10 protein-coding genes and 2 tRNA genes are annotated in these 14654 nt (G+C 56.5%); 8 read left to right on the plus strand and 4 right to left on the minus strand.

Annotated features, from left to right (window positions below; all coding sequences use genetic code 11):
- Positions 1 to 69: 69 nt before the first annotated feature.
- From ACLPGZ_RS08785 to ACLPGZ_RS08800, 4 genes are all read right to left on the minus strand, one after another.
- Positions 70 to 1095, minus strand: a complete 1026-nt coding sequence (locus tag ACLPGZ_RS08785; protein ID WP_429641134.1) for a DUF3829 domain-containing protein — start codon at positions 1093 to 1095, stop codon at positions 70 to 72.
- A gap of 74 nt (positions 1096 to 1169) precedes the next feature.
- The gene (locus ACLPGZ_RS08790; RefSeq protein WP_060185740.1) at positions 1170 to 1532 is read right to left on the minus strand and encodes a hypothetical protein; all 363 of its coding nucleotides are present in this window, start codon (positions 1530 to 1532) and stop codon (positions 1170 to 1172) included.
- Between the two features lie 557 nt (positions 1533 to 2089).
- Positions 2090 to 2166, minus strand: a tRNA-Met gene (locus ACLPGZ_RS08795).
- 831 nt (positions 2167 to 2997) lie between these two features.
- A tRNA-Met gene (locus ACLPGZ_RS08800) sits at positions 2998 to 3074 on the minus strand.
- Between the two features lie 132 nt (positions 3075 to 3206).
- Between ACLPGZ_RS08800 and scpB the strand changes: the two genes are divergently transcribed.
- The 8 genes from scpB to typA all read left to right on the plus strand — a co-directional run bounded on the left by scpB (position 3207) and on the right by typA (position 14445).
- The gene (scpB, locus tag ACLPGZ_RS08805) at positions 3207 to 4166 is read left to right on the plus strand and encodes an SMC-Scp complex subunit ScpB (RefSeq protein WP_230940589.1); all 960 of its coding nucleotides are present in this window, start codon (positions 3207 to 3209) and stop codon (positions 4164 to 4166) included.
- A gap of 2 nt (positions 4167 to 4168) precedes the next feature.
- Entirely contained in the window at positions 4169 to 6001 is a 1833-nt protein-coding gene (gene rluB / locus ACLPGZ_RS08810; RefSeq protein ID WP_226348628.1) for a 23S rRNA pseudouridine(2605) synthase RluB, read from the plus strand.
- 323 nt (positions 6002 to 6324) lie between these two features.
- A complete protein-coding gene (gene rimP, locus ACLPGZ_RS08815) occupies positions 6325 to 6816 on the plus strand; it encodes a ribosome maturation factor RimP (protein ID WP_009457607.1) in 492 nt (163 codons plus the stop codon).
- Positions 6813 to 8297, plus strand: a complete 1485-nt coding sequence (gene nusA / locus ACLPGZ_RS08820) for a transcription termination factor NusA (RefSeq protein WP_026484319.1) — start codon at positions 6813 to 6815, stop codon at positions 8295 to 8297. Before rimP ends, nusA begins: the two co-directional genes overlap by 4 nt.
- A gap of 67 nt (positions 8298 to 8364) precedes the next feature.
- On the plus strand, positions 8365 to 11421 hold the full coding sequence (gene infB / locus ACLPGZ_RS08825; protein ID WP_088450787.1) for a translation initiation factor IF-2: 3057 nt from the start codon (positions 8365 to 8367) through the stop codon (positions 11419 to 11421).
- 3 nt (positions 11422 to 11424) lie between these two features.
- Positions 11425 to 11838, plus strand: coding sequence for a 30S ribosome-binding factor RbfA (gene rbfA, locus ACLPGZ_RS08830; protein ID WP_009457603.1), 414 nt, complete (start codon positions 11425 to 11427; stop codon positions 11836 to 11838).
- A gap of 33 nt (positions 11839 to 11871) precedes the next feature.
- Positions 11872 to 12624, plus strand: a complete 753-nt coding sequence (gene truB, locus ACLPGZ_RS08835; protein WP_022983561.1) for a tRNA pseudouridine(55) synthase TruB — start codon at positions 11872 to 11874, stop codon at positions 12622 to 12624.
- A gap of 3 nt (positions 12625 to 12627) precedes the next feature.
- A complete protein-coding gene (typA, locus tag ACLPGZ_RS08840) occupies positions 12628 to 14445 on the plus strand; it encodes a translational GTPase TypA (RefSeq protein WP_009457601.1) in 1818 nt (605 codons plus the stop codon).
- Positions 14446 to 14654 lie beyond the last annotated feature (209 nt).

Consider the following 14654-nt stretch of genomic DNA (forward strand, 5'->3'; position numbering starts at 1 on the left):
GTCTGCCATTGCCAGTGCGCAGGCTGCGCTCTCCTGCTTACGGAAAACGCAGCCCTTAGCCTGGTTTCGTCAGGCGTCGGGTAGCATGTTGTAGTTTCTGATCATGCTGTTGTAGTCGTTCTCCAGCTTGGAGAGCTGGTACTCCACATTGGCTTGCTTTGCGTCCGATGCCAGGGCTCGGCGCAGATCCTTCAAGCCCACCAGGAAGGTATTGAAGTTGCTGGACAGGGCAAACCACTTGGGCGCGTTGCCCAGCTGCGTTTTGGTGTCGGGATGTGCTTTGGCAAAGGCATCAGCCTTGTCGAAGGCGGCTTGATACGCTTGCTCGATTTTCTCGATGGACTGGCCAGTGAGCTGCTCGGACTCTGCCAACGTGCTGATGGCATCAACGGCGCGGCGGGCGGCCAGAGAGACATTCAGCGTGTGCCAAGCAAAGTTCTCGGTGCCGTAAGCCTCTTCAATCGCTACCAGCTGTTTTTCCCGCAGACTGTGATTGCGCTCCGAGACTGTTTGTCTGAGCGTGTCTTCCGCATCAAAGAAGCTGATGAACAGAGGCATGATCTGCTCGTCCAGCTCGCGGCCTTTCTTCATCTGGTCGTCAATATTGTCCTTGCGACTGTAATAGAGATCCGCTTCATTCATGACGGGAATCAGCTTTTCCAGCGTGTCAGCAAACACTTGACCAGGCTTGTCCAGTCCAGCGTCTGCTGGCGGCATGGCGATGGCATTGCGCATTTGGGTGATGCATTCGCGCGAGATGGAGTTGTTCTGCTCGTACACCTTGATCTTGAAGCTGGCGGCAATGCGGGTGGAGCCGGGGGTAGCGACAAGGTTCTGATATTCCTTGATGTATTTCTGGGCATGCTGGCTCAAGGGGCTGGCGACGTCATTCAGGCAGGCAATTACTGGCTGCAGTTTCTCGGCCAGTTGCATATCCTGTTTTTGCAGGTTGACCTCACCATTACCCAGAAGGGAGCTGCTGGAGGTGCCGACCTTCATTTCCTGTGGCAGCCAGGTATTGAATTGGCCACTGGCGTAGGCCCCGACGGCAATACCGATCGCGCCCAGGATCACAATACTTGTAAGTTTCTTCATTTTCGCGCTGTAGAGATAAGCTGCGCTGCCCCTGGAGAGGGGGCAGAGACATGTCTTTTTTGGGGAGAGGGGGATTACTGCTCGAAGCCGCTGCGTTCGGCGGAAATGGCGCTGCAACTGCCCTGATCTTTCTCGCCTACCATGCGGCGATCACGGATGATGGTGCCGCTTGCCAGGTCAATTTCCCAAGCAATCGCGCCTTCATTCAGGCTGGCCTTGTTGTCGGCAAAGGTGCCTCGTTCCATTCTTTCGCTGCCCGAAGCAGGAACGTACACCCCAAAGGTGCCAGCCTCTTGATCCAGGGCGAAATTGAAGACCTGGGGCTTGCCAGAGGGGTCGGCAAACTCGCAAGTCAAATAGGTGGTGGCGGCAAAGGTGCTGGTGCTGGCCATCAGCAAGGCCAGGGCGGTACCTGCGGTTGCTGGTACTAGTTTCATGTCTTGATCCTTTAGTCGGCTGTCTCCAGCCAGTTCCGGTTGTTTTTGATTGACTGCAGAAAAAGTACGACTTGTCCCAGGATCACGCAGGCACGCGCTTGCTCCAGCGCTGGAGAAGAGGCGGCCTGGCTTTCATAAGGGATGTCGTCTTTCTTGAAACTCAGCTTGGCTGTGGATCGTGCACGTACAGCGTTGGCGGCATCCACGGGATGCCACTGTGTTCACGCACAGATAAGCTGATTGACGGGTTTTGAAGCACGATTAGAGGGGCTGGAGCTGACTTGTTATTCTGTGTTCTGGTCATGCTTAAGCTGGCTAATCACCCGCACGGGAAGGTTTATCGCACGGTGAGACTGCGGCCGTCAAGAAAATTTCGTGCTTGAAGTAGATGGGGGCGTACTAGCGGGGTGGGAGTTACTGCAGGAAGAGGGCTTGTCGTGGGTACGCCGTGTTTATTGTTTTGAGGAAACCAGACTATTTAAAAACAACGGGCATAAAAAAAACCGGAATAAATCCGGTTTTTTCAAATTTATCTGCAAGAGGCCGATAAATGAATTTGGTTGCGGGGGCAGGATTTGAACCTACGACCTTCGGGTTATGAGCCCGACGAGCTACCATGCTGCTCCACCCCGCGTCAGAAAAGTAACTATAACATAGTTTTTGATTATGTACATAGTGTGGCGTGTTTATTTCATTAATATTTGGCGATTGCCGCTGGAAGGGGCATAAAGGCTGGATAAAACGATCCTCAATTTTCTTGCGTCTTGCTGGTCGCAATGGTGTAATACGAACTGTGCTTACAGGTTCAGCCGGACTGGCATTTCAAAAAGTTCAAACGCGCAAGCGGCTTCCTGTATAGCGACCAGTTCTTGATGGCTGGCATCTGGCTTTGATAGCAGTCGGCTCCCCTACTAGGCGGGATGTCCCGGCAAAACGAATTTCTCTGTTTCTGGCTTTGCTTCAGGTTTAGGCAATCGATAAGCCCTGCGGTGGTCTGTTGGTGCCTTGATGTTGGCATTTGACAATGTAGACCTGTCGCCCCGATCAGTTATTGCCCCAAACGTTGTTGTGCTGTTTTCGCGTTCCGCCAATCAGGAGCGCCAATTCAAATCCAGTCCGATAGGGCTTGCGGACATACTCATCATCAGCATGTGTGCTTACACAACATTTTTAATTGCTTTTAAAGCGGCTGTTTCTGGTTTGAGCCTGGGCGGCGGGCTTGCGTGCGCTTCCGGCCCGATGCAAAAAAGCCCGATGATGGCGACGATGGTGATTCGGATGCGTGCTGCGGCTGCTGTGGTGGCCTTTGTTTGGGCTGGGGTTGTTGCCACATTGCTGATGGCTGGCCTGCGTGTTCTGACTGTGGGCTGCGCCGCGCGCAAGATTGCAGATCAAAACAGCGGGCAACAAAAAAGCCAGCACAAATTGGCTGGCTTGTTTGGTTCTGCTGAGCAGTTCCGGGTGATGGTTGCGGGGGCAGGATTTGAACCTACGACCTTCGGGTTATGAGCCCGACGAGCTACCATGCTGCTCCACCCCGCGCCGGAAAAGATAAATACTAACATGGAATTTTTGCTTTATGCAAGTATCGCCAGAAAGTGAGGCTTCCCAGCAGTGACTGAAAGTGAAATAATCCGAGTCCTGGAGACGGCTTTGCTGTGTGCACAGCAGCCCATGAACAGCGCCGAGTTGCGCAAAATGTTTGTCTCCCCGCCGCTGAGCGCGGATGATCTGCGCCGTTATCTGGCTATCTTGCAATTGGATTGGAAAGAGCGTGGCCTGGAATTGGTTCAGGTTGCCTCGGGTTGGCGCTTTCAAAGTCGCCCGGCCATGCAAGTGTTTTTGTCCCGTCTTAGTCTGGAGCGCGCGCCCAAGTATTCGCGGGCCGTGCTGGAAACCTTGGCGATTATTGCTTGGCGGCAACCTGTTACCCGTGGGGATATTGAGGACATACGTGGTGTGAGCGTATCGACTCAAATTGTGCGTACCCTGGAGGATCGGGGCTGGATTGAAGTGCTGGGCTATCGTGATGCGCCCGGACGCCCGGCATTGCTGGGAACGACCCGTCAGTTTCTGAATGATCTGGGTCTGCGCTCTTTGGATGAGTTGCCTTCGGTTGAAACTCTGGACTCCCTGGATGCCTTGGCTTCCTTGCCAAACGGGCAAGCAACTGCGTCGGCTGATCAGGAGCAGAACAAAGAATCGGATCAAGAACGGGATCAGCAACAGGATCAACAGCAAGATCAACAGCAGGGCGGGGATCATCAGGATCAGAGCCAGGAGCAAGCGGCAGAGCAGGGTGCAGAGCAAGAGTCTGCATCTGTGGCTGGGCAGCAAACTGGTTCCGAAGCAGGGCAAGAAATAGAACTAGAAGCAGAGCAAGACGCTGCTTTGGAAGTGAGCATGGAGCCGCTACAGGCCTCTGTTGCTCAGCTTGAGCTGGAGTCCGAACCGGATTTCGAGCCAGGCAGTCAGGACGATTTGCTTGAGGCAGTTTCAGAAGCGGAGCTGCCACAAACCGAACAAGCTGAAGTGAATACGACACCGGACCCCGTGGATGAGGCCCAGGCTGCGGCTGGCCTATCGGATATACAGGTACCGGACGAAATAAAAAACTCTGGAGTAAATGATTAAAAATGACTGATTCGCACGAGACGAACACAGCCTCCATGTCGGACGCCTCTGGCGCGGCCGACCCCAAGAATCCCCGCGCGAAGGGCCAAGGGCGCAAGCTGCGCACCCCGTTTCGCCGCCGTCGTGGCGATGCCACGCAAGAGTCGGCTCCTCGTCAGAATGAAGAGACCCAGGCGGCTGCTCCTGGCGAAGCCAAGGCCCGTCCGGCTCGCCCACAAAACAATCGACGCAAACCAGCGGCTGCTGGCCGTCGTCAAGATACACGCGGTGGTGCCAACAAGCGTCCGGGCAACACCCAGGCCGCTCGTTACTCGAACCCTGCTGATGACGCTCCTGTCGTGATTCTGGATGGTGATGATGACATCGCATTCAGTCATCTGGACAAGCAAAGCCGTTTGTCGCAGCGTCTGGGCAAATACATGGGCAGCGACTTGGTGCAGCCTAAATTGCACAAGGTGCTGGCCGAAGCCGGTATCGGCTCGCGCCGCGATATGGAAGAGCTGATCGTTGCAGGTCGTGTCTCCGTGAATGGCGAACCTGCCCATATCGGTCAACGTGTCAGTGCCGATGACAAGGTGCGTATCAATGGTCAATTGATCAATCGTGCGAACACCAAGCGTCCTCCGCGCGTGATTCTGTATCACAAGCCGGCTGGCGAAATTGTCACGCACGACGATCCCGAAGGCCGTGCCACCGTGTTTGGTCGCCTGCCTTCCCTGAAAGTGGGCAAGTGGTTGTCGGTCGGTCGACTGGATTTGAATACCGAGGGTTTGCTGATCTTCACGACATCGGGTGATATTGCCAACCGCATGATGCATCCGCGCTACGGTGCCGAGCGTGAATACGCTGTACGTGTTCTGGGTGAGCTGAGCGAAGAGCAAATGCAATCCATGCGCGATGGCGTGCAGTTGGAGGACGGTGTGGCCAAGTTCGGCATGATCGAATTTTTGGGTGGCGAAGGCAGCAACCGTTGGTATCGCGTCACTATTCATGAAGGCCGTAACCGTGAAGTGCGCCGTATGTTTGAAGCGATGGGTGTGACGGTCAGCCGTCTGATTCGCACTCGTTTTGGGGATGTGGGTCTGCCTAAAAATCTGCGCCGTGGCCGTTGGGAAGAATTGGATGCTGATGTGGTGATGGCATTCATGCTGCGCCTGGGGCTGGTGAAAGAGTCGGATGACGAAGGCACCCACCAGCGTCGCGAACGTCAACCTCTGTCCCACGACAGCGCTTTGCCTCCCGGTTTCGGTACGCTGGAGCACAACGGTCTGAGTGGTGCTCGCATGGGGCGTGGTGGTCGTGTGGCAGGTCGCGGTCGCTCCTCAAATAATGTGCGTGTAAACGAATCCGTCAGCGGTGCCTTGTTCATTAGCGGTGGTCTGGCCAATGGCCATCCTGATGGTGGTCGTCGTGAACACGGTGGTCAAGGGCGTGGTGCTCCACGTAGCGGTCAGGGTGTACGTGGTGGCCAGCAACGCGGTCGTTCGGCGGAAGGGCGTTCTTCGGAAGGACGCGCGCATGAAGGTCGCAGTCGCGAGGGGCGTTCGCAGGAAGGTGCGCGTGTGCACAATGGCCGCCGTCCAGTGCGTGGCGACCAGGCGCGCGGTGAGCAGGGGCGTGGTGATCAGGCCCGTGGTGGTCACGCTCGCGGTGCTCAGGAAGGACGTGCGCCTTCGGCCCGTCGCGGCGCTTCCGATCGTGCCGGAGCCGGGCAAACGCCCAAGGCTCATGTGAAGAAAACAACGGTGGTGCGCCGTGTCAGCCGTCGTGATGATGACTGGCAACCAGCCAGCTCGGCGGCCCATGAATCCCACCTGGGACGCGGGCGCCGGTAAAGCCAGGACGCACGGACTTTGAGTTTGTGGCCCGAACCCTGCGGTTTGGGCCTGTAAGGCCGTGTGAATGCACGTATTTTCCGGTTTTCTGGTAGAATATAGAACTTGGCTCAGAGACGTTTGTGTCGGCTGGGTCTTTTTTGATGCTGCGCGCCAGCGAATAGGGCGGTCTTTCAAGGCAGAGACCGCGTGGATCATCCGGTTCGGTTGCGCCTGCAACTATCCCGATTTGACGTTGGCAATGCGCAAGACCAGGGCCCGCTTGATTCTCAAGCGTGCATGGTGACCATGGGCTGGCGTACAGCCCATTTTTTTTGGATTTTATGGCAGACATTCTAGCTTTGGCACAAGAGACCCTGGCGGGTACCGAGTACGAACTGGTGGACGTGGAGCGTGCGCCGCTAGGCTTGTTACGCATCGTCATCGATCACCCGGAAGGGGTGCGTATCGAACACTGTGAATGGGTGTCTAAACAATTATCACGCGTTTTCGAAGTGGAAAACGTGGATTACAAGCGTATGGAAGTGGCCTCGCCGGGGATAGATCGCCCCTTGTTGCGTATTGGCGATTACGTGCGCTTTGCGGGCAGTCGGGTGCAGGTGCGCCTGCACGAGGCGCTCGACAATCGGAAAGTGTTTGTGGGTACGCTCCACGCTCCTGAAGGGGCGCTACCGGCTAGTGTTCCGCTGGATACCGTTTTTAGGCTGGAACTGGACGAAGCATCGGGCAAGCTGACGCAGGTCGAATTCACCTATGACCAGGTGGATCGTGCCAAATTGGATCCCGTTCTTGATTTCAAGGGTAAGAAGCGATGAGTCGCGAAATTCTATTGCTGGTCGATGCGCTGGCGCGTGAAAAATCCGTAGCGCGTGATGTCGTGTTCACCGCGCTCGAGAGCGCCTTGGCCTCGGCCATGAAAAAGCGCTTCAAGGAAGATGTCGATATCCGTGTGGAAATCGACAGGGAAACCGGCGCCCACGAAGGCTTCCGGCGCTGGCTGGTCGTGCCCGACGAGGCCGGTCTGCAAGAGCCCGACAAGCAGGAGATGCTGTCGGACGCCCAGGAGATCGATCCCGAGCTGCAAGTGGACGATTACATCGAAGAGCCACTCGAGCCTATCGAGTTTGGCCGTATCGGTGCCCAGGCTGCCAAGCAGGCCATCCTGCAAAAAATCCGTGATGCCGAGCGCGAGCAAGTGCTCAACGACTTCCTGGAGCGTGGTGAGACCATTGTTTCCGGTACGGTCAAGCGCATGGACAAGGGCGATGCCATTATCGAAATGGGCAAGATCGAAGCACGTTTGCCTCGTTCGGAAATGATCCCCAAGGAAAATATCCGCGTGGGCGACCGTGTCCGCGCCTGGGTACAGAAGGTGGACTACGCAGCACGTGGCCAGCAGGTCATCTTGTCGCGTACAGCACCTGAATTCATTAAAGAACTGTTCGAGAACGAAGTACCCGAGATCGAACAGGGCCTGCTGGAAATCAAGGCCGCTGCCCGTGATGCGGGTGTGCGCGCCAAGATCGCTGTTATTGCTTACGACAAGCGTATCGATCCTATCGGTACTTGTGTGGGCATGCGAGGTTCGCGCGTTACTGCGGTGCGTAACGAACTGGGCGGCGAGCAGGTCGATATCGTGTTGTGGGCCGATGATCCGGCCGAATTCGTGATCGGTGCTCTGGCACCGGCACACGTCGAATCCATTCTGGTGGACGAAGACAAGCACGCCATGGATGTGGTGGTAGACGAGGAAAACCTGCCCAAGGCGATTGGTTCGCGTGGTCAGAACGTGCGTCTGGCATCGGAATTGACGGGCTGGCAGATCAACATCATGACACCGGAAGAAAGCCGCAACCGTCAGGACGAAGAGCGCGAAGAATTGCGTGCTACCTTCATGTCCCGTCTGGATGTGGACGAAGCCGTGGCCGATATTCTGATCGACGAAGGGTTTACCGGTCTGGAAGAAATCGCTTATGTGCCTCTGCAGGAATTGCAGGACATCGAAGCCTTTGACGAAGAAACCGTCAACGAGCTGCGTGCCCGCGCCCGCAATGCGCTGCTGAGCGAGGCCATCGCCAAGGAAGAATTGGTACAGACCGCGGTCAAGGAACTGGCAGGAGTCGAGGGCATGACGCCTGAGCTGATCGCCGTACTGGCCGAAAACGAGATTACAACGCTGGATGAACTGGCGGAACTGGCAACGGACGAACTGTCCGAGATGACCGGCCTGGCGCAAGATGCGGCCAGCGAACTGATCATGCGTGCCCGTGCCCACTGGTTTGACGACGAGGCCTGATATGTCTAGCTAGGTCCCGCGCGTTGTATTCATTAAGAATAGTTGTAGTAAAGCAAGAGAGAGTCGAATGTCGAGTAACACTGTCGCCCAGTTCGCTCAAGAACTGAAAATGCCTGCGAATGTTCTGCTGGAGCAGTTGCGTAGCGCAGGTATTGAGCTCAAATCAGTTGATGACGCCATCACTGATTCGGATAAGGCGAAGCTGCTTGAATCGTTGCGCCGCTCGCACGGCAGTCAGGAAGGCAACAAGATCACCCTGACTCGCCGTCAAACATCGGAGATCCGTCAGGATGACGGATCGGGTCGCTCCCGCACGATTCAGGTGGAAACACGCAAAAAACGCGTGTTTGTAAAGCGTGATCCCTCCGAGCTGGTGGCAGAAGCCAATGCGGCATTGGCACAGGAAAATGCAAAGGAGCAAGCTGCTCAGGCCCAGGCGGCCAGTCAGGAAAAGCAAGCTGTTGAACAGGCGCCTGCCGCGCCTGTCAGCAAGCCCGTAGATCCTGTGTCAGCAACTCCTGAAGCTCCTGTGAAAGAGCAAGCCCCTGTCGAGCCCAAGCCTGAGCCCAAGCCAGAGCCAGAGCCCGAAGTGGTCGCTGCTCCCGAGCCGACTCCTGTTGCCGAGCCTGCGCCCGAACCTGCAGCTCCTGCACAGCCCGTTGAGGCTGCTCAGGAAGATACAAAGAAACCCGAGCCTCAGCCTCAGGAACAAGCACCTGCTGCAACGGAGCCATCCGAAGCCGCGGCAGCGCCTGTTCAGGAAAAGGCCGAATCGGCTCCCTCTCCTACGGCCCAAGAAAAGCCCGTGGAACCTACTAAATCTGTAAACGACGCCCGTCAAGCTAACTCTGTGAATAAAAATCAGCACCCTCAAGGGACTAAAACGCCCACTTCGACTGGAAAACCTCGGGATATGGCCGCTACTGGTCAGCGCCGTGCAGTGCGTGGCCCGGTGATTCCTCCTGTTGCCGCCGATGTGGAGCAAGACCAGGATCGTGATCGCGCCCGTAAGGCCGCAGAGGCCGAAGCCGCTGCGTTGCGCGATATGTTGAACCGTCCTCGTAAGGTCTTGCGTGCTCCCGAGCCAGAGGCTGATAGCAAGGCAGGTGCCAAGGGCGCTCAGAAGAAAGACGCCAAAGGCTCCAAGACCGAGAAGGCCCCGGGCAAACCCGTCAAGACTGACAGCACCCCTGGCTGGACCAGCGATGCCAGCCGCAAGAAGCAGCCTTCCAAGGCTGATGTGGCTTCCGCCGGTGCCGGTGGTGGTCGTGAAGGCTGGAAAGCCAATGCCAAGGCGGGTCGTGGCAAGGGTGGTCGTGGTGGCCGCAACGCTCAGGCCGAGCGCCGTGAACCACAAGTGGCAGAATTCATTGCCCGTGAAGTGCACGTGCCGGAAACCATTTCGGTCAGCGATCTGGCTCACCGGATGGCCGTCAAGGCTGCCGAGGTGATCAAGCACCTGATGAAGCTGGGTCAGATGGTTACCATCAACCAGGTTCTGGATCAGGAAACAGCCATGATTCTGGTCGAAGAACTGGGTCACAAGGCGATTGCTGCCAAGCTGGACGATCCTGAAGCCTTCCTGGTCGATACCGATGCTCAGAACGACGCCGAACTGAAGCCCCGTGCTCCAGTGGTAACTGTCATGGGTCACGTTGACCACGGTAAGACTTCGCTGCTGGACTACATCCGTCGTGCCAAGATCGCCTCGGGCGAGGCCGGTGGTATTACACAGCACATCGGTGCGTACAACGTCAAGACAGAACGTGGCACGGCTACGTTCCTGGACACCCCCGGTCACGAAGCCTTTACGGCCATGCGTGCTCGCGGTACCAAAGCCACTGACGTGGTGATTCTGGTGGTGGCCTCCGATGACGGTGTGATGCCCCAGACCCGTGAAGCCATTCACCATGCTCGCGCCGCTGGCGTGCCGCTGGTGGTGGCGATCAACAAGATTGATAAACCTGAAGCTAATCCAGAGCGCGTCAAGCAGGAACTGGTAGCCGAAGAAGTGGTGCCTGAAGAATACGGTGGCGATGTGCCCTTTATTCCTGTGTCGGCCAAAACCGGCCAGGGCATCGACGAATTGCTGGAAAACGTGCTGCTGCAGGCCGAAATGCTGGAGTTGAAAGCTCCGGTTGACGCACCTGCCAAGGGTACGGTTATTGAAGCCCGTCTGGACAAGGGCCGCGGTCCTGTGGCCACCATCCTGGTTCAAAGCGGTACCTTGAACCGTGGTGACAGCGTGCTGGTCGGCGCCTCCTTCGGTCGCGTTCGCGCCATGCTGAACGAAACCGGCAAGTCGCTGAATTCGGCTGGTCCGTCGATTCCTGTAGAAATCCAGGGTCTGACTGAAGTGCCCGCTGCGGGTGATGAACTGGTTGTGATGGCTGACGAACGTAAAGCTCGTGAGATCGCGCTGTTCCGTCAAGGCAAGTTCCGTGATGTGAAACTGTCGCGTCAACAGGCCGCCAAGCTGGAGTCCATGTTCGACAACCTGGGCGAAGGCATGCAAACCCTGTCGCTCATCATCAAGACCGACGTTCAGGGCTCGCAAGAAGCGCTGGTACAGTCGCTGGTCAAGCTGTCTACCGACGAAGTGCGTGTGGTGGTTGTACACGCCGCCGTGGGTGGTATTTCCGAGAGCGACGTCAACCTGGCGATTGCCTCCAACGCGGTAGTGATCGGCTTTAACGTCCGTGCCGAGCAAAGCGCCAAGAAACTGGCTGAAGCCAACGGCATTGATCTGCGTTACTACAACATCATTTACGATGCGGTTGACGAGGTCAAAGCAGCCCTGTCCGGCATGCTGGCTCCCGAGCAGCGCGAAGAAGTCATCGGTATGGTTGAAATCCGCGAAGTCTACAACGTGTCGCGTATTGGCAATATCGCCGGTTGTATGGTTACCGAAGGCGTGGTCCGTCGCGATTCGCAAGTTCGCTTGCTGCGCAACAACGTCGTGCACTGGAGTGGCTACCTGGATTCCCTGCGCCGCTTCAAGGACGACGTCAAGGAAGTGCGTTCCGGCTTCGATTGCGGTATCACGCTGCGTGGCAACAACGACATCCAAGTGGGCGACCAGCTTGAGATCTTCGAGATCAAAGAGATCGCCCGGACACTGTAATTTATGGCACGACACAAGTCCAAACCAAACCCAGGGCGCAACCTGCGCCTGGCCGACCAGATCCAGAAGGATCTGGCGGTTCTGATCCAGCGCGAGATCGACATGACCCGCGCTGGTCTGATTACCTTGACCGGCGTGGAGCTGTCTCCAGACTACGCACACGCCAAAGTGTATTACTCGGTGCTGGGCGCCGAGCCCGAAGTCGCTCAGGCGGCTTTGACCGAGAAGGCCGGTTGGTTGCACTCGCTGTTGTTCAAGCTGCTGCACATCCACACGGTTCCTACTCTGCATTTTCATCACGACCGACAGTTGGAACGCGGCATGGAGCTCTCCAAGCTCATCGACAGCGCCAACCAGGCCGATAGCGAATTGACTGGCTCTGCTTCCAAATCGGACGAGCCAGACGAACAGCCCTGACGCGGCTGTTGTTTCTTCACGGATTGACACACGATGGCTACGCGAAAACGCGGGCAGTTGATTGATGGTGTGCTGCTACTGGACAAGTCCGACGGAATGTCCAGCAACCACGCTTTGCAGCGTGCCCGCCGCACTCTGGATGCCCGCAAAGCTGGCCATACTGGAACCCTGGACCCGTTTGCAACGGGCCTGCTGGTTTGCTGTTTTGGCCGGGCTACCAAGATTTCCGCCACGATGCTGGAAGCAGACAAAGCCTATGAAGCTACCTTGCAGTTTGGGCAGGAAACCGATTCAGGTGACTTGACCGGCAATGTGGTGTCCCAGGCTCCGGCAGATTTTGCCGGTGTCACCCTCGAGGCGCTGGAAGCAGTTCTACCTGCTTTCCGAGGACCCATTACCCAGGTGCCGCCCATGTATTCCGCGCTCAAGCGCGATGGCAAGCCCCTGTATGAATATGCCCGTCAGGGTATAGAGCTGGAACGTGAGGCACGACATCTCGTGATTCACGATTTGCAGGTGCAAGACTTTACGCCGCAATCGGCGCGTTTGTTTGTACGTTGCAGCAAGGGAACCTATATTCGGACCCTGGCGCAAGACATTGGACGTGCTCTGGGGTGTTTTGCCCATCTGACGGCCTTGCGCCGGACAGAATTAGGACCTTTTCATATCGACGACGCCTACACCCTGGACGGGTTGCAGGCGATGGAAGACCCGATGTCGGCCTTGCTGGCCATCGAGAGCTTGCCTACCGAGATTTTGCCCAAAAAACTTCAATCAGAAGGATGAGTTATGAGACGCGCATTGCGCAATGTGGCCATTATTGCCCACGTTGACCACGGGAAGACCACCCTGGTCGATCAATTGTTGAGACAGGCAGGTACGTTCCGTGACAACGAACATATCTCCGAACGTGTCATGGACTCGGGCGATATCGAGAAAGAACGCGGTATTACCATTCTGGCGAAGAACTGTGCCGTTGAATACGAAGGCACCCACATCAACATTATCGACACCCCCGGTCACGCTGACTTTGGTGGTGAGGTCGAACGCGTGCTGTCCATGGTTGACGGCGTGTTGTTGCTGGTGGATGCGGTTGAAGGCCCCATGCCTCAAACCCGTTTTGTGACTCGCAAAGCTCTGGAACTGGGCCTGCGTCCGATTGTGGTGGTCAACAAGGTTGACCGTCCCGGCGCCCGTCCTGACTTCGCGATCAACGCCACGTTCGACTTGTTCGACAAACTGGGCGCGACCGACGAACAGCTGGATTTTCCCATCATTTACGCATCGGGTCTGTCGGGCTACGCCGGTTTGACCGAAGACGTGCGTGAAGGCGATATGCGTCCTTTGTTCGACGCTATCCTGGAGCATGTGCCTCAGCGTGAGGACGACGTCAACGCACCGTTGCAGTTGCAGATCTGTTCGCTGGACTACAGCTCCTACGTGGGCAAGATCGGTGTAGGCCGTGTGAACCGTGGCCGCGTGCGCGCTGCCCAGGACGTGGTCGTGAAATTTGGTCCTGATGGCGAAGTCATCAAAGGCCGTATCAATCAGGTTCTGAAGTTCAAGGGCCTGGAGCGTGTATCGGTGGACGAAGCTGAAGCCGGCGACATCGTGCTGATCAACGGTATTGAAGAGCTGGGCATTGGTTGCACGGTGACCGATCCTGCTCACCAGGAAGCTCTGCCTTTGCTACGCATTGACGAGCCTACGCTGACCATGAACTTCATGGTGAACACCTCGCCTCTGGCAGGCCGTGAAGGCAAGTTCGTGACCAGCCGTCAGTTGCGTGACCGTCTGGACCGCGAACTGAAATCCAACGTGGCTCTGCGCGTTAACGAAACTGACGACGACACCGTGTTTGAAGTGTGCGGTCGCGGTGAATTGCACCTGACCATTCTGATCGAAAACATGCGTCGTGAAGGCTATGAAATGGCCGTGTCGCGTCCACGCGTGCTGATTCGTGAAGAGAACGGCGTCAAGATGGAGCCCTACGAGCAGCTGACCGTGGACGTCGAAGACGGCCACCAAGGCGGCGTGATGGAAGAACTGGGTCGCCGTCGTGGTGACTTGCAGGATATGGTTGCTGATGGCCGTGGTCGTACACGTCTGGAGTACCGTATTCCCGCCCGTGGCCTGATCGGTTTCCAGGGCGAGTTCATGACGCTGACACGCGGTACCGGCTTGATGAGCCACACCTTTGACGAGTTCCGCCCCATGCGCGAAGGCACGGTTGGCGAGCGTCGTAACGGCGTGCTGATCAGCCAGGACGACGGTGATGCCGTGGCCTACGCCTTGTGGAAGCTGCAGGATCGTGGTCGCATGTTCGTGTCCCCGGGTGATGCTCTGTACGAAGGCATGATCATCGGTATTCACAGCCGCGACAATGACCTGGTGGTTAACCCCATCAAGGAAAAGAAACTGACCAACGTGCGTGCTTCCGGCAAGGACGAGCATATTGATCTGGTTCCACCTATTCGTCTGACTCTTGAATACGCTGTGGACTTCCTGGATGACGACGAGCTGGTTGAAGTGACTCCCAAGTCCATTCGCCTGCGCAAGCGTTACCTGAAAGAACACGAGCGCCGTCGCAGCCAACGCGAAAGTTAATATTTCGGGTTTAGCGATACGAGAAAACGCCTGCTTGATGCAGGCGTTTTTTTTGTCTTACTATGGTTGGCGTCAGCCGGATTTAGAACGCGGTATTAAAAAGCTGGGGTGTGTGCATAAGCACCCCAGCTTGATTTTTAAATTCAAGAAAGGGTGTGGGATAAATAAAATTGATTAAGTGGCTTATTGAGTCTGATGAGTTGCTTTAA

The organism is Alcaligenes sp. Me129, assembly GCF_050487245.1.
GTDB classification, from domain to species: domain Bacteria; phylum Pseudomonadota; class Gammaproteobacteria; order Burkholderiales; family Burkholderiaceae_B; genus Alcaligenes; species Alcaligenes phenolicus.

Excerpts from the sequence above, each read along its gene's own strand:
- ACLPGZ_RS08785 (WP_429641134.1), bottom strand. The coding sequence starts at position 1,095 with ATGAAGAAACTTACAAGTATTGTGATCCTGGGCGCGATCGGTATTGCC.
- ACLPGZ_RS08790 (WP_060185740.1), bottom strand. The coding sequence starts at position 1,532 with ATGAAACTAGTACCAGCAACCGCAGGTACCGCCCTGGCCTTGCTGATG.
- scpB (WP_230940589.1), top strand. The coding sequence starts at position 3,207 with ATGAACAGCGCCGAGTTGCGCAAAATGTTTGTCTCCCCGCCGCTGAGC.
- rluB (WP_226348628.1), top strand. The coding sequence starts at position 4,169 with ATGACTGATTCGCACGAGACGAACACAGCCTCCATGTCGGACGCCTCT.
- rimP (WP_009457607.1), top strand. The coding sequence starts at position 6,325 with ATGGCAGACATTCTAGCTTTGGCACAAGAGACCCTGGCGGGTACCGAG.
- nusA (WP_026484319.1), top strand. The coding sequence starts at position 6,813 with ATGAGTCGCGAAATTCTATTGCTGGTCGATGCGCTGGCGCGTGAAAAA.
- infB (WP_088450787.1), top strand. The coding sequence starts at position 8,365 with ATGTCGAGTAACACTGTCGCCCAGTTCGCTCAAGAACTGAAAATGCCT.
- rbfA (WP_009457603.1), top strand. The coding sequence starts at position 11,425 with ATGGCACGACACAAGTCCAAACCAAACCCAGGGCGCAACCTGCGCCTG.
- truB (WP_022983561.1), top strand. The coding sequence starts at position 11,872 with ATGGCTACGCGAAAACGCGGGCAGTTGATTGATGGTGTGCTGCTACTG.
- typA (WP_009457601.1), top strand. The coding sequence starts at position 12,628 with ATGAGACGCGCATTGCGCAATGTGGCCATTATTGCCCACGTTGACCAC.